Genomic DNA, 20,585 nt, shown 5'->3' on the forward strand with positions numbered 1-20,585 from the left:
CGGGCGAGGGAGGACGTTCGGACGACGGACGACGAGACATGGCGCTCCTCGGTCGGGGATCGGGACGGACGGACGCCCTACCCTGAGCCGACGAGGGCCGCAGTGCCGAACTCTTTGCATGTCACATGTACGACCTGCCGATCAGAGCTTGAACGTCGCCCGCGGGATCTCCGACACGATCCGGCGTGCCGTGTGCACCGCGTCCTCCTCGGAGAGCTGGTGCGTCACCACGAGCGACGCCAGGTACGCCGCGTCCGCCCGCCGGGACATGTCGTGCCGCGCCGGGATCGAGCAGTAGGCGCGAGTGTCGTCGATGAACCCGGAGGTCTTCGTGAACCCGGCCGAGTCGGTGACCGCCGCCCGGTAGCGCCCGATGGCGGCGGGGGTGTCGATGAACCACCACGGGGCTCCCGCGTACACGGCCGGGTAGAAACCGGCGAGCGGCCCGATCTCCCGCGAGAAGACGGTCTCGTCCACCGTGAAGAGCACGAGGTGGAAGCCCGGTGCGGTCCCGAAGGCCTCGAGCAGTGGACGGAGTGGCTCCGTGAACGCGCCGACGGCCGGCAGGTCGTGTCCGGTGTCCGGGCCGAAACGCTCGAGGGTCGGCGTGTGGTGGTTCCGGAGCACGCCCGGGTGCAGTTGCATGACGAGGCCGTCCTCGACGCTCATCTCGGCCCACCGGAAGAGCATGTCGTGGCGGTAGGCGACGGCCTCGTCCGGGGTGACGCCCGACGGACCCCGCATCGCTGCCGCGTGGATGCGCGCACGCTCCGTCGCGGACAGCGGCGTGGACCCCGCGTCGAGCACACCGGTGTCGGTCGCCGTCGCACCGTGCTCGATGAAGTACCGGCGCCGGTCCCGCAGCGCTGCCAGGAGCCCGTCGTGGGTGCCCGTGTCGATGCCGGACGCCTCACCGATCGACGCGACCACGTGCCTCCAGTCCGAGCGCGACGGGTCGAACACGGCGTCCGCGCGGAAGGTGGGGAGCACCCGACCCGTGAAGGACGGGTCGGCGGCGAGCCGCGCGTGCGCGGCGAGGTCGTCGGCGGGGCCGTCGGTGGTCGCGAGCACCTCGATGCCGAAGGCGTCGAACAGGGCTCGGGGTCGGAGTGCGGGCGTGGCCAGCGCTGCAGCGATGCGGTCGTACTGCTCGTCGGCGTTCCCGGCCGACGGCTGCTCGGTCAGGCCGAAGACGTCGTGCAGCTCCGTCTCGAACCAGTAGCGGACCGGCGTTCCGACGAAGTCGTCCCAGTGCTCGGCGAGCCGGCGCCAGACCTCCCGACCGTCGGGGAGCGGGTGCGTGCCCGACCGGTCGGGGCGTCCCAGGTCCTGCAGCCCGACGCCGTTCGCGTGCAGCAGGCGCAGGACGTAGTGGTCGGGCGTGACCAGCAGCGTCGCAGGGTCGGGGAACGGCTGGTCGTCGGCGATGAGGGACGCGTCGACGTGTCCGTGCGGGGAGATGATCGGCAGGTCGCGGACCGCGTCGTACACGGTCCGCGCGACCGCGCGGGCGCCGGGGTCCGCCGGGAACAGCCGGTCGGGGTGGGGTGCGAACGGCGTGGTGGTGCTGGTGGAGGACATCATCGGCTCCTTCGGGCGGGACGGGCGGGACGGGCGGGGTCGGATGCGGACGAGGGCGCGCGGGACGCAGAGCGACGAGCGCAGAGCGCCGGTCAGCGGGGCCGGGGCCGCGCCGGAGCCGGTCCCGTGGACTCGCGGACGGTCAGGTGGGTGGGCAGCGCGACGGCCCCCGACGCGTGCTCGCCCGGCAGCTCGTCGGCGGGCAGCGCGTCGAGCCGTCCGAGCAGCATCCGGATCGCCACCCGGCCGGCGCGTTCGATGGGCGAGGTCATCGTGGTCAGCGGCGGGTTGCAGAAGTCGGCACCGAAGATGTCGTCGCAGCCGACGACGCTCACGTCCTCCGGCACCCGGACACCCCGTTCGCGGAAGCGCGTGAGCATCCCGATCGCGATGAGGTCGTTGAACGCGATGCACGCGGTGGCCCCGGCGTGCACGGCGGCGTCCGCGGCCGCTGCTCCCGAGTCCACGAACGGCGCGTGCGGACCGATCCTCGCCACCCGCACCCCCAGGCGCTTCGCGACGCGGACGAGCGCCCGCCACCGCCGCTCGTTCGACCACGAGCTGTCCGGACCCGCGACGTAGAGCACGTCCCGGTGGCCGAGGGAGACGAGGTGCTGCACGGCCTGCTCGACCCCGCCGGGGGTGTCGATGAGCACCGACGGCACCCCGGCCGGGCGCCGGTTCACGACGACGAGCGGCGTGCGCTCGGCGAACCGGGCGATCTGCGCGTCGGACAGACGGGACGCGGTGAGCACGGCACCGTCGGCCTTGCCGGCGACGGCGCTCAGCGCTGCGACCTCGGCCTCGGCGGACTCCTCGGTGTCGACGAGCAGCTGCGTCCACCCGGCGGCGGAGAGCTGGTGCTGCGTGCCCCGGATGACGTCGAAGTAGAACGGGTTCGTGATGTCCGACACCAGGACGGCGACCGCCCGGGTCCGACCCGAGGTCAGTGCCCGGGCCTGCGAGTTGGCGACGTAGCCGAGCTCGCGGGCGGCCTGCTGGATCCGCTGCTGCGTGTCGCGGTTCACCCGGTCGGGCAGCGACAGCGCACGGGACACAGTGGACGGGGCGACCCCGGTCGCATCGGCGATGTCCCGGATGGTCACCCGCCGCGAGGTGTCCGTGTCTGCGCTGCTCACGAGGCGAAGCTAGGCCGCGTTGGCAACAAGTGGCAACCGGTTGCCGGTTGTTGCCACGGACGGGACAGTGGTGGCACGTCGGCAGCGCAGCCGCCGTCCCGGGCACCGTCGCCCGGGGGAGATGTCGAGGAGGACACCCCCGCATGAGCACAGGAAGACGCAGGACCCGCGTCCTGGTCGGTGCCGCCGTCGTCGCCGTCGCCGCCCTCTCGCTGCAGGGCTGCGCGGTCGTCGACGGCAGCGGCGACGACCCGGACACCCTCCGCGTGATGATGGGTGCGGACACGACCTACCCGAAGGAGCGCGCGCAGTGGCAGCGGGAGACCGCCGCCGAGTTCAAGCGCACCACGGGCGCCGACATCCAGTGGGAGACCTACTCGACCCCGCAGGAGGAGCTCACCGCGATCCAGACCAGCGTCATCTCCGGGCAGGGTCCGGACGTGTACGCGATCGGCACGACGTTCACCCCCACGGCCTACGCCACCGGCGCGTTCGTCGAGATGGGGCCGGAGCAGTGGGACGCCGTCGGCGGCAAGGACCAGTTCGCGCCGGCCTCGCTCGGCATCTCCGGTCCGAGCACGTCGAAGCAGATCGGCATCCCCTTCGCCAGTCGGCCGTTCGTCATGGCCGTGAACACCGAGCTCCTCGCTCGCGCCGGGATCACGGACCTGCCGACCACCTGGGACGAGCTCACCGAGGACGCCAGGAAGACCACCGGGGACGGCGTCCACGGCATGGCCATCGCCTACGCGGACGGCTTCGACCCGTGGAAGTTCGTGTGGGGCATGGCGCAGAACGCCGGCAACACGATCGTCGACGGCGGGACGGCCGAGATCGACGCTCCCGCGGTCGAGCAGGCCTACCGCACCTACTTCGACTGGGTGACGAAGGACGGCGTGGTCGACCCCGCGGCGATCGGGTGGAACAACCCGCAGGCCCTCGCGCAGTTCGCCGACGGCAAGGCCGCGTTCTTCCCGATGACCACGACGACGTCCCTCAACTCGCTGAAGGGCTCCGCCGTCGACGGCAAGTACGAGTACGCCCTGCTGCCGACCGTGCCACCGGGCGCGACCGAGCGTCCCGCCGACGGCATCGAGGCGGCGAGCATCCTGTCCGGCGACAACCTCGTCGTCGCCGACTACGGCTCGAAGCAGGACCTGTCGTTCGACTTCGTCCGGCAGGTGTCCTCGCCCGAGGCGCAGGAACGGTACTTCGAGCTCTTCGGACAACTGCCGACGAACACCGTCGCGGCGGACCGCATCGCCGAGCAGAACCCCGACCTCGCACCCATCGTCCGCGCCGGCGAACTGTCGAAGCCCACCGCCTTCACCGGCGCGTGGTCGGACGTGCAGCTCTCGCTCGTCGACGTCGTCGTGCAGTCGATCCCGTCGCTGAAGAGCGGCGAGGTCAGCGACGACCAGCTCCGGAAGCGCCTCGCCGCGGCGCAGCGGGACGCCCAGGCAACGCTCGACCGCCAGAAGAACGGAGGGCTGTGATGACCACCACGCAGACCCGGCCCCGCCAGGAGACCCCGCGCGCGGTCCGCCCGCACGGGAAGACCCCGCTGTACAAGCGCGAGCGTCCGCTGTGGATGCTCCTGCCCGGGGGCGTCCTCATGCTCGCCGTCATCGTCGTCCCGCTGCTCGTCGGCGTGTACATCGCGATGCTCGACCTCGACCAGTACACGCTCCGCCAGTGGTTCAGCGCCCCCTTCGTCGGGTTCGCGAACTTCGCCGAGGCGTTCACCGACTCGCCGCTCCTGCACTCGATCTGGATCTCGGTGTCCCTGTCGGTGCTCGTCACCGCGGTCACCGTGCCGATCGGCGTCGCCGCGGCGGTCTCCACCCAGAACCGCTTCCCCGGTCGCGGTCTGGTCCGGTCGATCTACCTCGTGCCCTACGTGCTGCCGGCGTTCGTCGTCGGGACGTTCTTCCGCACGATGCTCCAGCCGCAGGGCGTGGTGAACACCGCGCTCGGCACCGACGTCCTCTGGCTGAACGGCTCCGCGTCGTACTGGGCGCTCGCCGGCGTCATGGTCTGGACGAGCTGGCCGTTCGTCTACCTGCTCTCGCTCGCCGGACTCCAGGCCGTCGACAACGAGGTGCACGAGGCCGCCGCCCTCGACGGCGTGACGTGGTGGGCGAAGCTCCGGTACATCGTCTTCCCGTACCTGCGCGGCCCGTTGAGCCTGGCGATCATCATCTCGATCCTGCACAACATCAACAACTTCACGCTGCCGTTCGTGCTCTTCGGGAACCCCCTCCCCTCGAGCGTCGAGGTGATGCCCGTCCTGACGTACATCGCGAGCTTCCAGTCGTTCCGCTTCGGCCTGTCCGCGGCGATGGCGATCTGCTCGCTGGTGATCGTCGCGATCCCGCTCTTCGTCTACCTGCGGGCCGTCAAGCTCGACACCGGCGACGACGCGGGCCCCACCTGGAAGCAGCGCCGCGCCGACCGCGCCGTGCTCGCCGCCCCGGCCGCCGCCGACATCGAGGGAGCCCGCGCATGAGCGCCTTCAGCCAGACCCGGACCCGCCCGACCGCGACGCTCACCGAGAGCATCACCGCCGGCGGTGCGAAGCGCCCGAGGCGCCCGTACGACACCGACGTCACCCGGCTGCTGCCCCGGTGGCTGCTGGTCACCGTGATCGTGCTCCTCGTCGCGTTCATCGCCGTACCGGTGCTGTACATCCTGTTCGGGTCGGTGAACTCGGACGTCGCGGTCGCCCGCGGCGAGTACTTCCCCTCCGAGTTCACGCTGGCGAACTACGTCGCGATCTGGGACACGGTGGCGCTCGGCCAGGGCCTGGTGAACTCGCTGCTCACCGCCGGGGCCGTCGCCGTCGCGAGTGCCGCGCTCGCCGTGTCCACCGCCTACGTGCTCGTCCGGTTCCGGTTCCTCGGCCGCCTGACGATCCTCCGCGGGCTGCTGGCGCTGCAGTCGATCCCCGGCACCCTGCTGCTCCTGCCCGTCTTCGTCGTCTTCGCCAACATCGCCAGCGCGACCGGCGTGCAGGTGATCGGCACCCGCTGGGGCCTGTTCGTCACCTACCTGACCTTCGCCCTGCCGTTCTCGACGTGGGTGATGGTCACGTACCTGCGCGGTCTGCCGAAGGAGCTCGAGGAGGCCGCCCGCATCGACGGTGCCTCGAGCGGGCGGATCCTGCGGAGCGTCGTGCTGCCGCTCTCGTGGCCGGGCATCGTGGTCTCGGCGATCTTCGCCTTCCTGCTCGGCTGGAACGACGTGCTCTTCAGCACCATCATGACGACCCCGAACACCCGCACGGTCGCCGTGGTGCTGCAGGTGCTCGGCACCGCCCAGGAGGGCGGCGCCGTCCCGATCTACGGCCAGATGATGGCCGCGTCGATCGTCTGCGCCGTGCCGGTCGTCGCGCTCTACCTGGTCTTCCAGCGCTACCTGGTCGGCGGTCTGACCGCCGGCTCCGTCAAGTGACGCAAGCAACCACACGACGGACGGGAGGCGCGGTGCCAGCCCGCCACGCGCCTCCCGTCCGACAAGGAAGGAACACGATGACCCAGCCAACGTGGGAGTTCTCCGGCTTCGGCGACGAGATCGACGCCGACCCGGTCGTCCAGGTCGCGGTCCTCCAGGCGCTCGGCGCGAGCGCCATCGAGGTGCGCAGCGCCTGGGGCACCAACGTCGTCGACCTCGACGAGGACCAGCTCGCCGGGCTGCACCGCCTGTTCGAGGAGCGCGGACAGACCGTGTCCGCCGTCGCCTCGCCGATCGGCAAGGTGCCCGTCGACGAACCCGTCGAGCACGAGGTGTCGCGGCTCGCCCGTGCGATCCGGGCCGCGCACGCCCTCGGGACGACGAACATCCGGATCTTCTCGTTCTACTTCGACGGCCGCACCGCGGACGAGGTGCGCGACGACGTCCTCGTCCGGATGCGCGCGCTCGCCGACCTCGCGGAGCGCGAGGGCGTCACCCTGCTGCACGAGAACGAGAAGGACATCTACGGCGACGTCCCCGAGCGCGTGCTCGACATCGTCGAGAGCATCGGTTCGAGCGCGCTGCGGCTCGCCTGGGACAACGCGAACTACGTGCAGTGCGGAGTCAGGCCGTTCACCGACGGCTGGGCGCAGCTCGCGCCCTACGTCGACTACCTGCAGGTCAAGGACGCCCTCGCCGCTGATGGGTCCGTCGTCCCGGCGGGGGAGGGCGACGGCGAACTCCTGCTCACGCTCACCGCGCTGCGTGACGCCGGGTACGCCGGGTACGCCTCCCTCGAACCACACCTGACCGACGTGAACAGCCTCGGCGGGTTCTCCGGCCCCGCCGCGTTCGGCCGCGCCGGACGAGCCTTCCGGAGCCTCACCGACCAGATCGGAGTCACCCTGCGATGACCACCCCACTGAAGCTCGCCGTCGTCGGCGCCGGCGTCATCGGACGCCACCACGCCCGCGTCTCCGCACAGCACCCGGACCTGCAGGTCGTCGCCCTCGTCGACGCCGTCCCCGAGGCCGCCACCGGCGCCGCCGACGAGCTCGAGGCCACGGGCGCCGACCGGCCCGTCACCACCGCGACCATCGAGGACGCCATCGCGCAGACCGACATCGACGTCGTCGCGATCTGCTCGCCCTCCGGCATGCACGTCCAGCTGGCCGAGGCGGCGCTCGCCGCCGGCAAGCACGTCGTCATCGAGAAGCCGCTCGACACCACGATGCCGCGGGCGCGGAAGATCGCCGCGCTCGCCGCCGACGCCCGCTCGCGTGGCCTGGTGACGAGCGTGATCAGCCAGCACCGCTTCGACCCGGCCTCGGTCGCCGTCGCGGGAGCCGCGCACGGCGGCGACTTCGGCACCGTGACGTCCGGCGTCGCGAGCGTCGCCTGGTACCGCTCGCAGGGCTACTACGACTCGGGCGACTGGCGCGGCACCTGGGCGCTCGACGGCGGCGGCGCGGTGATGAACCAGGGCGTGCACACCGTCGACCTGCTCGTGTGGGCCCTCGGTCGTCCGGAGGAGATCTCGGCGCAGGTCGGACTCCTGGCGCACGACCGCATCGAGGTCGAGGACACGGCGGTCGCCACCGTGCGGTTCCGGAACGGCGCCCTCGGGGTCGTCCACTGCACGACCGCCGCGTACCCCGGGCTCTCGGCGCGCTACGCGGTGTACGGCACGCACGGGTCGGCGATCGTCGACGACGACCGGCTCGCGTACTTCCACGTCGCGCCGGACACGGCGACGCTGGAGTCCGCGGCGACGACGGCGAACACCACCGCGGTGGCCGACGCCGCCGACCAGAAGCACGACGTCGTCCCACCGGAGCACGTCGTCGGTGGCCCGGCCGAGGCGGACCACTTCGCCGCGGGGCACACCCGCCAGTACACGGACGTCGTCGCGGCGATCCGGGAGGGCCGCGACCCCGGTGTGACCGTGGACGACGCCCTCGTGTCGCTCGCCACCGTCCGCGGGCTGTACGTCAGCGCGACGCTCGGGCAGCCGGTGCGGATCGACGACGTCATCGAGGGGAAGTACGACGACGTCGAACCCGTCGTCGCTCCCCGGGCCGTCGTCGCTCCCCGGGAAGGAGCAGTCCGGTGAAGTTCTCCGTGTTCACCGCCTCGACGCCCGACTGGACCCCGGCGCAGGCAGCCGACACCCTCGCCGAGCAGGGCTGGGACGGCATCGAGTGGCGGATCGTCGACGACCGCACCGCAGACGGCTCGTCCGGCTTCTGGGCCGGCAACCGCTCGACCTGGCAGTTCACCGGCATCGCGGACCAGGTCGGCGAGATCGCTCGGGTCACCGACGCCGCCGGCCTGGAGTACTCCGGGATCGGCGGCTACCAGCCGGTGGCCGACCACGAGGGCGTCGAGACGATGCTCCGGGTGACGAGCGGCCTCGGCGCCCGCCAGGTCCGCGTGACCATGCCCTGGTACCAGCGCGAGCGGGAGCGGACCGGCACCACCTACGGCGAGCTCTTCGACCGGACGCGCGCCGACCTCGAGTGGGCTGCCGCCCGCGCGGCCGACCTCGGCGTCAAGGCGCTCGTCGAGCTGCACCACATGACGATCACCCCGTCGGCGTCCGCGGCGCTCCGGCTCGTGGACGGGCTCGACCCCGAGCACGTCGGCGTCATCCACGACCTGGGGAACCTCGTCATCGAGGGGCAGGAGGACCACCTGGCGGCCTTCGAGCTCCTCGGCCCGTACCTCGCCCACGCGCACGTCAAGAACGCCCGCTGGGTCGACACCGGCGAGACCCGGCCCGACGGCAGCCGGATCTGGCGGAACGAGTGGGCACCGCTGCGCGACGGCCAGGCGTCGGTGTCCGAGTACCTCGACGCCCTGCGGCAGCACGGCTACGACGGCTGGGTCACCATCGAGGACTTCTCCACCGACCTGCCGCTCGCGGAGCGCACCGCCGACAACCTGGCGTACCTCCGCTCCCTGGTGCCGGTGACGGCATGACCCGTCGTCCCGGCATCGTGCACCTCGGCATCGGGGCGTTCGCGCGCGCCCACCTCGCCTGGTACACGGGGCACGCCCGAGGCGAGGCGTGGGGCATCACCGCGTTCACCGGTCGGTCACCGTCGGCGGCCGAGGCCCTCTCCGCGCAGGACTGCCGGTACACACTCGTCACGCGCGCGGCCGACGGCGACACCGCCGAGGTGGTCGACACCGTCGTCGCGGCCCACCCCGGCAGCGACGACACGGCCTGGAGGCACCTGGTCGCGTCCCCGGAGACGACCGTCGTCACGCTGACGGTCACCGAGGCCGGCTACCGCGCCGACTCCGGCGTGCCGGCCCGGCTGGTCGAGGGGCTCGCCGCCCGACGGGCCGCCGGCGGCGGCCGGATCGCGCTGGTGTCGCTCGACAACCTGACGCACAACGGCGAGGTCCTGCGGGAGGCCGTGCTGGGGGCGACGGACGACCCGGCGCTCCGGTCGTGGACCGCGTCGACGGTCGCGTTCCCCTCGTCGATGGTCGACCGGATCACGCCGGCCACCACCGCCTCCGACCTCGCGGAGATCGGCGACCTGCCCGGGGTGCTCGACGGCGACCGCGTGCCCGTGGTCACGGAACCCTTCGCCGAGTGGGTGCTCGAGGACGCGTTCGACGGCGTCGACCGCCCCGATTGGGAGACCGCGGGCGTCCGGCTCGTGCCCGACGTCACCCCGTACGAGCAGCGGAAGCTCTGGCTGCTGAACGGGTCGCACTCGCTCCTGGCGTACCTCGGCCTGCTGCTCGGCCACGAGACCGTCGCCTCCGCGATGGACGACGAACGCTGCCGTACCGTCGTCGAACAGCTCTGGGACGAGGCCGCCGCCGAGCTCCCGCTGCCCGCCGACGAGGTCGCCGACGCCCGGGCCGCGCTCGTCGAGCGGTTCGCGAACCCGCGCATCCGGCACACCCTGCGCCAGATCGCGTCCGGCGGCTCGCAGAAGCTGCCCGTCCGCGTCGTCGACGTCCTGCGTCGGCGACTCCAGCGCGACCCCGACGCCGGGATCGGCCCGGGAGCCGCGACCCTGCTCGCCGCCTGGTGGTTGCACTGCACCACGCAGCCCGAGCTGGTGGACGACGCCGGAGCGCCCGGGCCAGACTCGGACCTGCACGACGTCCTGGGGGTCGTCGCGCCCGACCTCGACACCACCCCCGTGGTGGCCGCCGTCACCGCGGCCGCCGAACGCATCCGCGCCGCCGCGGCACCCGCACGCGGCCCCGTCGACGAAGGAGTCCACGCATGACCGACACCGGCACCACGAACCCCGCCGCGCCCGTCCCCGGTGCCGCCGACGGCGGCGCGGCGACGGACCCGACCGCCGGCCGTCCGGACACCTGGGCGTCGACCGACCGCGGGCAGCTGATCGACCGGGCCGAGGTGATCGTCACGAGCCCGGACCGGAACTTCGTCACCCTGAAGCTCACGACCGCGGACGGCGTCACCGGTCTCGGCGACGCCACCCTGAACGGTCGCGAGCTCGCCGTCTCCGCGTACCTGTCGGAGCACGTCGTCCCCCTGCTCGTCGGGCGCGATGCCAGCCGCATCGAGGACGCCTGGCAGTTCCTCTACCGCTCGTCCTACTGGCGCCGCGGCCCGGTCACCATGGCCGCGATCGCCGCCGTCGACATGGCGCTCTGGGACATCAAGGCCAAGGTCGCGGGGATGCCGCTCTACCAGCTGCTCGGCGGGGCGTCGCGCACCGGACTCATGGCCTACGGGCACGCCTCCGGCAAGGAACTGCCCGAGCTGTTCGACTCGATCCGCGAGCACCAGGCCGAGGGCTACCGGTCGATCCGGGTGCAGACCGGGGTCCCCGGGCTCGAGAGCATCTACGGCATCGCGTCGAACCGGACCACCGAGGGCAACGCCGGCGTCCGCTACGACTTCGAGCCCGCGCAGCGCGGAGCGTTCCCGGCGATGGAGGACTGGGACACCCGGGCGTACCTGCGGCACGTGCCGACCGTGTTCGAGGCCGTCCGCAACGAGTTCGGCCCCGAGCTGCCGCTCCTGCACGACGGCCACCACCGGATGACCCCCCTGCAGGCCGCCAAGCTCGGCAAGAGCCTGGAGCCGTACGACCTGTTCTGGCTCGAGGACTGCACCCCTGCCGAGAACCAGGAGGCGCTGAAGCTCGTCCGGCAGCACACCACGACGCCGCTCGCGATCGGCGAGGTGTTCAACACGATCTGGGACTTCAAGGACATCATCCGCGACCAGCTCATCGACTACGTCCGCGGTGCCGTGACCCACATGGGCGGCGTCACCCCGCTGCGCAAGACGATGGACTACGCGGCGATGTACCAGGTCAAGTCCGGGTTCCACGGGCCGACCGACATCTCGCCCGTCGGCCTGGCGGCGCAGATGCACCTCGGCATGGCGATCCACAACTTCGGCATCCAGGAGTACATGCAGCACGGGCCCCGGACGAACCAGGTGTTCCGGCAGACGTTCACCTTCACGGACGGCTACCTGCACCCGGGCGACGAGCCGGGTCTCGGCGTGACGCTCGACCTCGACGAGGCGGGGAAGTACCCGTACGAGCAGGCGTACCTGCCGTTCAACCGCCTGGCCGACGGCACCGTCCACGACTGGTGACCGGCACGGCGGCCGCGATCCCATCGCGGCCGCCGTGCATCCGAACTCCGTGCTGTCGGTGGCGTGCAGCAGTATCGTCATCCACGAAGCGAGGAGGAATGCATGGTCCCCACCGTCATCTACCTGGATCACGAAGCGATCGAAGCTCGGCGTGCTGACCTGCTCCAGCGCGCGAACATGCCGCTCGACGTGATGCGCTCGAAGGGTGCGAACTACCAGCTCGACCCGGAGGAACAGGCGATCCTCCGTGCGCTCGACGAACTCGACTTCCTCGCGGGTGATGACTGACCGGACTCCCGCCCTCGCAGCACGGGTGCAGGAGTTCGCGCAGGAGTTGACCGACACGCTCACCGGTGTCCTGGGGCGACCGGTGGGTTTCGTCGTCAAGGTCGGCGAATCGACCAAGCGACCGCAGGTGCCCATCATGCAGTCGGACGACACGGGGGCGCCGCTGACCGTCGACGGACACGTGCTCTTCCGGCTGCTCGTCCGGTTCCGCTGTCGGTGGGACACCACCGGAGAGTTTCTCGCGGTCGAAGAGTCGTCGTTCACGGTCGCTCTCGACCAGGTCAACGAGCCGATCTTCCACTTCGACTACGTCCGGGAGCCTCGAGGGGCGGTACCCGTGGCGCACCTCAACGCCCACGCGCACCGTGACGACATCATCTGGGCGATGCTCATGGCGAGAGCGAAGCGGGGGAAGCGCCGTCTGCTCGAAGCGACGAACGGTCGGATCACCCGGCTCTCCACCCTGCACTTCCCACTCGGTGGCCACCGACACCGGCCCGCGCTGGAAGACGTCCTCGAGATGCTCGTCGAGGAGTTCGGGATCGATCGCGCACCCGACGCGGGCTCGGTGATCGCGGAGGGGCGGCGTCGCTTCCGCAGCATCCAGACGGCCGTCTGCGTCCGCGACGATCCCGAGTCAGCGGCAGGGGCGCTCAGACAACTCGGTTACGAGGTGTCGCCTCCGGATCCGGTCCCGGCCGTGCGGCTCGATCGACTGCAGGCGTACTGATCGCGAGCGGGCATGCTGGGGGCGTGGAGTTCGCGGACGTGGCGAGGGAGCTGCTCCTCGTGGCGCCCGCGGACTTCGTGCAGGAGCGGACCGCACGGCAGCGTGCGGAGCGGAAGAACGACCGCGAGCTCGCGACCCGGATCGGCGGACTGCGGAAGCCCGCGCCCGCCGCGTGGGTGGTCGACCTGCTCGCGCACGAGGGCGCCCTGGACGAGGCGGTCGACCTCGGCCCGGCGATCCGACGGGCCCAGGCCGACGCAGATCCCGACGAGATCCGTCGACTCCGCCGGCAACGGGCGGAGGTCGTCGCCGCGCTCGCGCAGGCCGGGGCCGACCTGGCGTCCGACGCCGGGCACCCGGTGACGTCGGCGGTGCTCGACCAGGTCCGCGCCACGATCGAGGCCGCGATGGCCGACCCGCACGCCGGCGCCGCCGCCCGGTCCGGCCTGCTCGTCCGACCGCTCGAGAGCGCCGGGTTCGACGCCGTCGACCTCGACGGAGCACTGGCCGACCCCGATGCGGTGCCGGACGCGTGGTCCGGCACCGATGCCGAACCCATCCCGATCACCAGCGCGCGGCGATCCCGAAAGGCGAGCCGTGCCTCCCGACCGGAGCCGGAGCCGGAGGCGGAGCCCGAGGAGGAACAGGACCCGGGGCCGGAGTCCGAACCGCGTGCCGACCCCGCTGCCGAGCGCCGCGCCGCTCGTGAGGCCGAGGCCGCAGCGGGCACGGAGTCACGCGATGCCGACGCGGCACTGGACGCCGCAGAGCAGGAGCTCGAGACCGCCGAGGAGCGCCGTACCGAGCTCGAACGGCAGCTCGCCGACGCCAGCGCGGAGATCGAGCGGGCCGAACGCGCGCGCGACGAGGCAGCGGACGCGAGCGACCGCGCACGGGACCTCCTGCGCGCCGCGCAGCGCCACCGTCGAGACGTCGGCCGCTGACCCGGCGCGACACGCCCGACGGCCCCTGCTAGACTCACAAACCGACTTCGGCGAGGGCCGCGCAGCGCGCGGCCGTGATCGACGCGGTAGGGAGACCCGGCCCAGTCCAGGGAGCGTTCCTCACGCGTGCACGCGTTCGAGTTGCAACACCACAGACCCCCCGATGCCGGCACCCCGGCGTCGACCCCGACACCAGGAGGCACCATGGCCGACTACACCAAGCTCGCAGCGGAGACCCGCACCAAGTTCGGCAAGGGCGCTGCGCGCAAGCTCCGCGCCGCCGACAAGATCCCGGCGGTCGTCTACGGCCACGGCACCGAGCCGCAGCACATCACCCTCCCGGGTCACGAGACCATGCTGCTCGTCCGTACCGCCAACGCGGTCGTCGACCTCGACATCGAGGGTGCGGCCCAGCTCGCCCTCGTCAAGGACGTCCAGCGCGACCCGGTGCGCCAGATCATCGAGCACATCGACCTCGTCGTCGTGCGCCGTGGCGAGAAGGTCACCGTCGACGTCCCCGTCGTCGTCGAGGGCGAGTCCTTCTCGGGCACGATCCACGTCCAGGACCTCTCCTCGGTCTCGCTCCTCGTCGAGGCGACCGACATCCCGGAGCACGTGACCGTCGACGTCGAGGGCCTCGAGGACGGCGCACAGGTCCTGGCCTCGCAGCTCGAGCTGCCGGCCGGTGCCGAGCTCGAGACCGACGGCGAGGCGCTCGTCGTCCAGATCGTCACCCCGCGTGGCACCGCTGACGACGACGCTGCCGACGAGGCCGCTGCCGAGGCGGGCGCCGAGGCCGGCGCCGAGGGCGGCTCCGCCCCGGTCGACTCCGAGTAACACCCCCTTCGCGGAACGTCTGGCCGACGCTGATGACAGGAACGACCCTCGTCGTGGTCGGGCTCGGGAACCCCGGGCCCGGCTACGCGGGCAACCGTCACAACGTCGGCCAGATGGTCCTCGACGAACTCGCCGCTCGCATGGGCGCGACGTTCAAGAAGCACAAGACGCCGAACCAGGTCGCCGAGGGGCGCCTGGTGCCCGGCGGACCGAAGCTGGTCCTGGCGAAGCCGGGATCCTTCATGAACACCTCCGGTGGACCGGTCTCGAGCGTGCTCGGGTTCTACAGCGCCACCGCCGAGGACCTGATCGTGGTCCACGACGAGCTCGACCTGCCGTACGACACCGTCCGTCTCAAGGGCAGTGGCGGGCACGGCGGCCACAACGGGCTCCGCGACATCATCAAGGCGACCGGCACGAACGAGTTCACTCGGGTGCGGATCGGCATCGGCCGACCCCCGGGACGCCAGGACCCCGCCGACTACGTCCTGCGTGACTTCTCGCCGACCGAGAAGAAGACGCTGCCGAACCTGCTCGCCGACGGCGCCGACGCCGTCGAGGCGATCGCGGAACTCGGCCTCCTCGCCGCGCAGCAGCGCGTGCACGCCCCGTCCTGATCCGTCGCGCACGTCGCGCCTGATCCGTCGGGCGGGTGGTCCAGGCGTCGGCCTGGAGGCGCGGCGCGCGTCCGCCACGTCACTGTCCGGAAGGCGTGCGGTCCCCGAACTGGGGGACTCTCACGTACCCCGGTCGTCGGTACGTTCGCCCACGGGGTGACGATCCCCGACGACGAGGGGAACGACCGTGGGACGAGCAGCACACCGGGCACGACGGACCGACGGGGGCCGGGCGGCGGTGGCCGTCGTCCCGGCCGCGATCGCGGTGATCGCCGTGGGCCTCGGGTCGCTCCTCACGCAGGACGGCGCCGTCGCGGCGACCGAGACCTGGACGCCGACCGTCGCGGAGTCGTCCGCACCGCCGGTCGCGTCGACCTTCGGCGCGCCGAACGACGTGCACCACGAGTCGGACGGCTCGCTCCTCGTGGCCGACTTCTCCGCCAACGGGCTGCTGCGGCGCGCGGTCGACGGCACCTGGAGCAGGGTCGCGCCGTTCGGCACCGGTGCCGGCGACGTGTGGAACCCGTCGGCGGTGACCACCACGACCGACGGCCGCATCCTCGTCGCCGAGGCCGGACGCCCCGCGTTCACGGTTCTCGGCGCCGACGGCACCGTGCTGTCGCGCACCGCCCCGCCCGCGCGGCGAGCGGTCTCGGAGCTGGCCGTCGACGGCTCGACCGTCTACGCCGCGGTCCCCGGCGGCGGCACGCTCTTCACGACCGAGCTCGGGAGCGGGACCTGGGCCGCGGTGCCCGGTCCGTGGACGGACCCGAGCGGTGTCGCGCTGTCCGCCGACGGTGGGATGCTCACGGTGTCCGACGCCGGTTCCGACGAGGTGTGGCAGCTCGACCGGGCCTCGGGGGCGGTGACGTCACTCGGGTTCCCGGGTGATGCGCAGACCCGACCTCGCGGGGTCGCCGTCGACGACGGTGACGTCTTCGTCGTGGACAACGGGCGCGGCGCGGTCTGGGCGCTGACGGGAGGTTCCTGGACCGAGGCGTTCTCGAGCGCTCCGGACGGCTCGCCGCTGGTGAACCCCACGGCGGTGTCGGTGGGGCCCGGGCGCAGCCTCGTCGTCGCGGACTACAACCGTCAGCGCGTCGTGACGGCCGTGTCGTCGGGGCGAGCGGTGGTCGTCCCCAGCCCGGCACCGACGACCGCCCTGCCGACGAGCGAACCGACGGTCGACCCGACCGTCCAGCCGACGGGAGAACCCACGAGCGCGCCGACGAGCGAGCCGACGGTGCAGCCGACGGCGGCACCGACGTCCATCCCGACCTCGGCCCCCGGCCCCGAGGCGATCCCCTCGGTGACGGCTGCGGTCCCGGGCGCCGGTACCGAGCCTCCCGGCCGACCCGCGACCGACGCGGCGGGAGCAGGAACAGGCGCCGGTCCCGCGGACGGAGCGCTCGTCGCCCCGGCCGCAGGTCAGCAGGGCGACCTCGCCTGGACCGGCGCCGGTCCGGTCGTGCCCGCGCTGCTCACCGCCACGGCCCTGGCCGGGAGCGGGGTCCTCCTCGGTGGTCTCACGCGTCGTCGCCGTCGCTGATCCGCGCCGCGTGCCGTGTTCGCCGCCCGCGCACGCCGGGCCGGGTGTCGGACGCCGCCGGTACCATCGTCTGAGTGACGATCTCGGGCATCATCCCTGCGCTCTCGCGCGCCTCCGCGTTCGATCGCGTCCTCCGCGCTGCCGGGCGTGACGCGGACTTCTCCGTCGTCGACGGCCTGCGCGTCCCGCTGCTCGGCGCGCTGCTCGCCGAGCGCAACGGTCCCCAGTGCCTCGTCGTCGTCACCGCCACCGGGCGCGAGGCCGAGGCGGTCCGCGGTGCCTTCACCTGCACCGTCCCCGACGCCGAGGTGCTCGAGTTCCCCGCGTGGGAGACCCTGCCGCACGAGCGCCTGAGCCCGAGCGCCCAGACGGTCGGCACCCGCATCGCGACGCTCCGGAAGCTCGCGGCGTGGCAGGACGCCGACCCGGCCGACCGCCGCACGATCGTCGTGGTCGCGAGCGTCCGCGCTGCGCTGCAGCCGATCGCGGGCAACCTGACCTCCCTCGCGCCCGTCGCGCTCGTCACGGGGTCGCGGGGCAACGACTTCGCGGCCATCGCGTCGCAGCTCGTCGACCTGGCCTACGCCCGGGTCGACCTCGTCACCCGCCGCGGCGAGTTCGCGGTGCGCGGTGGCATCCTCGACGTCTTCCCGCCCGGGGCCGACCACCCGGTGCGCGTGGACTTCTTCGGCGACGAGATCGAGGCGATCAAGGCCTTCTCCGTCGCCGACCAGCGCACCACCGACGACGACCTCGGCTCGGTCGAGCTCACGGCGTCGCGCGAGCTCCTGCTGAGCGACGACGTGCGGCAGCGTGCGCGCGAGATGCTGCACGAGTTCCCGAACCTGTCGCAGATGCTCGCGAAGATCGCCGAGGGCATCCCGGTCGAGGGCATGGAGTCCCTCGCACCGGCCCTCGTGCAGGACCTCGTCCCGATCACGAGCTACCTGCCCGAGGCCGCGACGATCGCCGTGCTCTCCCCGGAGCGGGTGGCCGGCCGTGCGCACAGCCTCGCCGAGACGAACACCGAGTTCCTGCAGGCCGCGTGGAGCGCCGCGGTCGCCGGTGCGCAGGCGCCGATCGACCTCGACGCCGGCAACTTCCTCACCGTGCAGCAGCTGAAGAACGCGCGCGGGCAGCGCACCTGGTGGACGGTCACCCCGTTCGACTCGGGGCTCGACGAGGGCGATCGCGAGCGGGTCCTCACCGACGCCGAGGCCGCTGCCGAGGCCGGCGAGTACATCCGGGTCCGCGCCGAGTCGATCCCGAGCTTCGTGGGCAGTGCCGACGGCGCCGTGGCCCACGTCAAGCAGCTGGTCGACGACGGCTGGGCCGTCGTGGTCACCGCGCAGGGCAAGGGCCTCGTCGAGCGCGCCGTGCAGGTGCTCGCCGACGCCGGGGTCGCCGCCCGGGCCGACGACCTCACCGCGCCGCCGGAGCCGGGGATGACGATCGTCACCACCGCCACGGTCGAGGCCGGCTTCGCGACCCCCGACCCGCGGATCGCCGTCCTGAGCGAGGCAGAGTTCTACGGCCGCAGCGTGCAGCAGGGCGCGCGCACGGTGAAGAAGCTCGCCGGGCGCCGCAAGAACGTCGTCGACCCGCTGCAGCTCAAGCCGGGCGACGTCGTCGTGCACAACACCCACGGCATCGGCAAGTTCGTCGAGCTCGTCTCACGCGAGGTCAGCTCCGGTGGCCGCAACGCCGTGAAGACCCAGCGCGAGTACCTCGTGCTCGAGTACGCGCCGTCGAAGCGGAACTACCCGGGCGACAAGCTCTTCGTGCCCACCGACCAGCTCGACCAGCTGTCCCGGTACGTCGGCGGCGAGAACCCGACGCTGTCGAAGATGGGCGGCTCCGACTGGTCCGCCGCGAAGTCCAAGGCCCGCAAGGCCGTCCGCGACATCGCCGTCGACCTCGTGAAGCTGTACTCGGCACGCATGGCCTCGAAGGGGCACGCGTTCGGTCCGGACACCCCGTGGCAGCGCGAGCTCGAGGAAGCCTTCCCGTTCGCGGAGACCGCCGACCAGCTCACCACCATCGACGAGATCAAGCGCGACATGGAGAGCCCGATCCCGATGGACCGGCTGCTCTCCGGTGACGTCGGCTACGGCAAGACCGAGGTCGCGATCCGCGCGGCGTTCAAGGCGGTGCAGGACGGCAAGCAGGTCGCCGTGCTCGTCCCGACGACGCTGCTCGTGCGGCAGCACATGGAGACGTTCCAGGAGCGCTTCGCCGGCTTCCCCGTGCACCTGCGCGCCCTCAGCCGGTTCCAGAGCGAGAAGGAGTCGAAGGAGACCATCGCCGGGCTCGCCGACGGCACGGTCGACATCGTCATCGGCACGCACCGGATCCTGTCGCAGAACATCCAGTTCAAGGACGTCGGACTCGTCATCATCGACGAGGAGCAGCGCTTCGGGGTCGAGCACAAGGACCAGCTGAAGAAGCTCAAGACGAACGTCGACGTCCTGGCGATGTCCGCGACGCCGATCCCGCGCTCGCTCGAGATGGCGGTCACCGGCATCCGCGAGATGTCGACGCTGGCGACCCCGCCGGAGGACCGCCACCCGATCCTGACCTTCGTCGGGCCGCAGTCCGACCTGCAGGTCGCCGCCGCGATCCGCCGCGAGCTCCTGCGCGAGGGCCAGGTGTTCTACGTGCACAACCGCGTGAAGGACATCCAGTCGGTGGCGTCGCACCTCGCCGAGATCATCCCCGAGGCCCGGATCCAGGTCGCGCACGGGCAGATGTCCGAGGGCACCCTCGAGCAGGTCATGGTCGACTTCTGGGAGCGCAAGTTCGACGTGCTCGTGTCGACGACCATCGTCGAGACGGGTCTCGACATCGCGAACGCGAACACGCTGATCATCGACAAGGCCGACAAGTACGGGCTGTCGCAGCTGCACCAGCTGCGCGGTCGTGTCGGCCGTGGGCGCGAGCGCGGGTACGCCTACTTCCTGTACGACGCCGACAAGCCGCTCTCCGAGACCGCGCAGGACCGCCTCGAGACGATCGCCGCGAACAACGAGCTCGGCGCCGGCATGCAGGTCGCGATGAAGGACCTCGAGATCCGCGGCGCGGGCAACCTGCTCGGCGGCGAGCAGTCCGGCCACATCGCGGGCGTCGGCTTCGACCTGTACCTGCGCATGATCGGCGAGGCCGTGTCGCAGTTCCGCGGGGACGTCGCCGAGGGGCAGACCGAGCTCCGGCTCGAGATCCCGGTCGACGCGCACATCCCGGAGGACTACGTCGAGTCCGAGCGGCTGCGCCTCGAGGCCTACCAGAAGCTCTCGGCCGCGTCGGCCCCGGCGGCGCAGCCCGAGGCGATCGACATGGTGCTCGACGAGCTCACCGACCGCTACGGCCAGCCGCCGCAGCCGGTGCTCACCCTGGTCGAGGTCTCGCGTCTCCGCCGCATGGCGCAGCAGGTCGGCTTGTCCGACGTCGTCGTCATGGGCTCGAACCTGCGGGTCGCCGGCAAGGAACTCGCCGACTCGGCCCAGGTCCGACTCAAGCGCATGTTCCCCGGCGCGCGCTGGTTCCCGCAGCAGGACGCCGCGAGCATCCCGCTGCCGAAGCCGCACGGCGAGACGCTGCCCGACGACGGGCTCATCCAGTGGGTGGAGAGCATCCTGACGGCCGTCTACGGGGCGTCGAAGGCTCCCGCGGAGGCGCCCGCGTCCTGAGTCGCGACCCTCCTGAGGCCGGGAGGCGGGGGGGGCCCGGGGGCCCCCCCCCCCCCCCCCCCCCCCGGGGCCCCCCCCCCCCCGCGCCCCCCCCGGCGGCGGGGTGGACGAAACCCGCGCCCGCCCCCCCGGGAATACCGGGGGCCGGCG

Annotated in this window: 17 protein-coding genes; 15 read left to right on the forward strand and 2 right to left on the reverse strand. The window is 72.2% G+C overall.

Annotation, left to right across the window (positions count from 1 at the left end; translation table 11 throughout):
- Positions 1-141: 141 nt before the first annotated feature.
- Both uxaC and ABIC52_RS01720 read right to left on the reverse strand, forming a co-directional pair.
- Positions 142-1,581 carry a glucuronate isomerase gene (uxaC, locus tag ABIC52_RS01715; protein WP_354026450.1) on the reverse strand — a complete coding sequence of 480 codons (1,440 nt, stop codon included), beginning with the start codon at positions 1,579-1,581 and terminating at the stop codon, positions 142-144.
- A gap of 92 nt (positions 1,582-1,673) precedes the next feature.
- Positions 1,674-2,720, reverse strand: coding sequence for a LacI family DNA-binding transcriptional regulator (locus tag ABIC52_RS01720; RefSeq protein WP_354026451.1), 1,047 nt, complete (start codon positions 2,718-2,720; stop codon positions 1,674-1,676).
- Between the two features lie 143 nt (positions 2,721-2,863).
- Here ABIC52_RS01720 and ABIC52_RS01725 point away from each other — a divergent pair, with 143 nt between their 5' ends.
- The 15 genes from ABIC52_RS01725 to mfd all read left to right on the forward strand — a co-directional run bounded on the left by ABIC52_RS01725 (position 2,864) and on the right by mfd (position 20,435).
- The gene (locus ABIC52_RS01725; RefSeq protein ID WP_354026452.1) at positions 2,864-4,216 is read left to right on the forward strand and encodes an ABC transporter substrate-binding protein; all 1,353 of its coding nucleotides are present in this window, start codon (positions 2,864-2,866) and stop codon (positions 4,214-4,216) included.
- Positions 4,216-5,229: a carbohydrate ABC transporter permease gene (locus ABIC52_RS01730; RefSeq protein ID WP_354026453.1), complete on the forward strand. Its 1,014-nt coding sequence runs from the start codon at positions 4,216-4,218 to the stop codon at positions 5,227-5,229. The genes ABIC52_RS01725 and ABIC52_RS01730 overlap by 1 nt, the downstream gene beginning before the upstream one ends.
- A complete protein-coding gene (locus tag ABIC52_RS01735) occupies positions 5,226-6,173 on the forward strand; it encodes a carbohydrate ABC transporter permease (RefSeq protein ID WP_354026454.1) in 948 nt (315 codons plus the stop codon). Before ABIC52_RS01730 ends, ABIC52_RS01735 begins: the two co-directional genes overlap by 4 nt.
- A 77-nt stretch (positions 6,174-6,250) precedes the next feature.
- The gene (locus ABIC52_RS01740) at positions 6,251-7,087 is read left to right on the forward strand and encodes a sugar phosphate isomerase/epimerase family protein (RefSeq protein ID WP_354026455.1); all 837 of its coding nucleotides are present in this window, start codon (positions 6,251-6,253) and stop codon (positions 7,085-7,087) included.
- Complete coding sequence (locus tag ABIC52_RS01745) at positions 7,084-8,286, forward strand: Gfo/Idh/MocA family protein (protein WP_354026456.1); 1,203 nt, start codon at positions 7,084-7,086, stop codon at positions 8,284-8,286. The genes ABIC52_RS01740 and ABIC52_RS01745 overlap by 4 nt, the downstream gene beginning before the upstream one ends.
- On the forward strand, positions 8,283-9,155 hold the full coding sequence (locus ABIC52_RS01750) for a sugar phosphate isomerase/epimerase family protein (protein WP_354026457.1): 873 nt from the start codon (positions 8,283-8,285) through the stop codon (positions 9,153-9,155). The genes ABIC52_RS01745 and ABIC52_RS01750 overlap by 4 nt, the downstream gene beginning before the upstream one ends.
- On the forward strand, positions 9,152-10,432 hold the full coding sequence (locus ABIC52_RS01755) for a mannitol dehydrogenase family protein (protein ID WP_354026458.1): 1,281 nt from the start codon (positions 9,152-9,154) through the stop codon (positions 10,430-10,432). Before ABIC52_RS01750 ends, ABIC52_RS01755 begins: the two co-directional genes overlap by 4 nt.
- Positions 10,429-11,784 carry a D-mannonate dehydratase ManD gene (gene manD / locus ABIC52_RS01760; RefSeq protein ID WP_354026459.1) on the forward strand — a complete coding sequence of 452 codons (1,356 nt, stop codon included), beginning with the start codon at positions 10,429-10,431 and terminating at the stop codon, positions 11,782-11,784. The genes ABIC52_RS01755 and manD overlap by 4 nt, the downstream gene beginning before the upstream one ends.
- A gap of 102 nt (positions 11,785-11,886) precedes the next feature.
- On the forward strand, positions 11,887-12,072 hold the full coding sequence (locus ABIC52_RS01765) for a hypothetical protein (RefSeq protein WP_250367045.1): 186 nt from the start codon (positions 11,887-11,889) through the stop codon (positions 12,070-12,072).
- Positions 12,065-12,802, forward strand: coding sequence for a hypothetical protein (locus tag ABIC52_RS01770; protein ID WP_354026460.1), 738 nt, complete (start codon positions 12,065-12,067; stop codon positions 12,800-12,802). Before ABIC52_RS01765 ends, ABIC52_RS01770 begins: the two co-directional genes overlap by 8 nt.
- Positions 12,803-12,825: 23 nt before the next feature.
- On the forward strand, positions 12,826-13,746 hold the full coding sequence (locus ABIC52_RS01775) for a hypothetical protein (RefSeq protein WP_354026461.1): 921 nt from the start codon (positions 12,826-12,828) through the stop codon (positions 13,744-13,746).
- A gap of 204 nt (positions 13,747-13,950) precedes the next feature.
- Entirely contained in the window at positions 13,951-14,583 is a 633-nt protein-coding gene (locus ABIC52_RS01780) for a 50S ribosomal protein L25/general stress protein Ctc (protein WP_354026462.1), read from the forward strand.
- A 32-nt stretch (positions 14,584-14,615) separates the two neighbouring features.
- Positions 14,616-15,200, forward strand: coding sequence for an aminoacyl-tRNA hydrolase (gene pth, locus ABIC52_RS01785; RefSeq protein WP_126890972.1), 585 nt, complete (start codon positions 14,616-14,618; stop codon positions 15,198-15,200).
- A 187-nt stretch (positions 15,201-15,387) separates the two neighbouring features.
- A complete protein-coding gene (locus tag ABIC52_RS01790) occupies positions 15,388-16,749 on the forward strand; it encodes a PT domain-containing protein (RefSeq protein ID WP_354026463.1) in 1,362 nt (453 codons plus the stop codon).
- Positions 16,750-16,823: 74 nt separating this feature from the next.
- On the forward strand, positions 16,824-20,435 hold the full coding sequence (gene mfd, locus ABIC52_RS01795; protein WP_354026464.1) for a transcription-repair coupling factor: 3,612 nt from the start codon (positions 16,824-16,826) through the stop codon (positions 20,433-20,435).
- The last annotated feature ends 150 nt before the right edge of the window (positions 20,436-20,585 follow it).

The organism is Curtobacterium oceanosedimentum (genome assembly GCF_040545555.1).
Taxonomy (GTDB): domain Bacteria; phylum Actinomycetota; class Actinomycetes; order Actinomycetales; family Microbacteriaceae; genus Curtobacterium.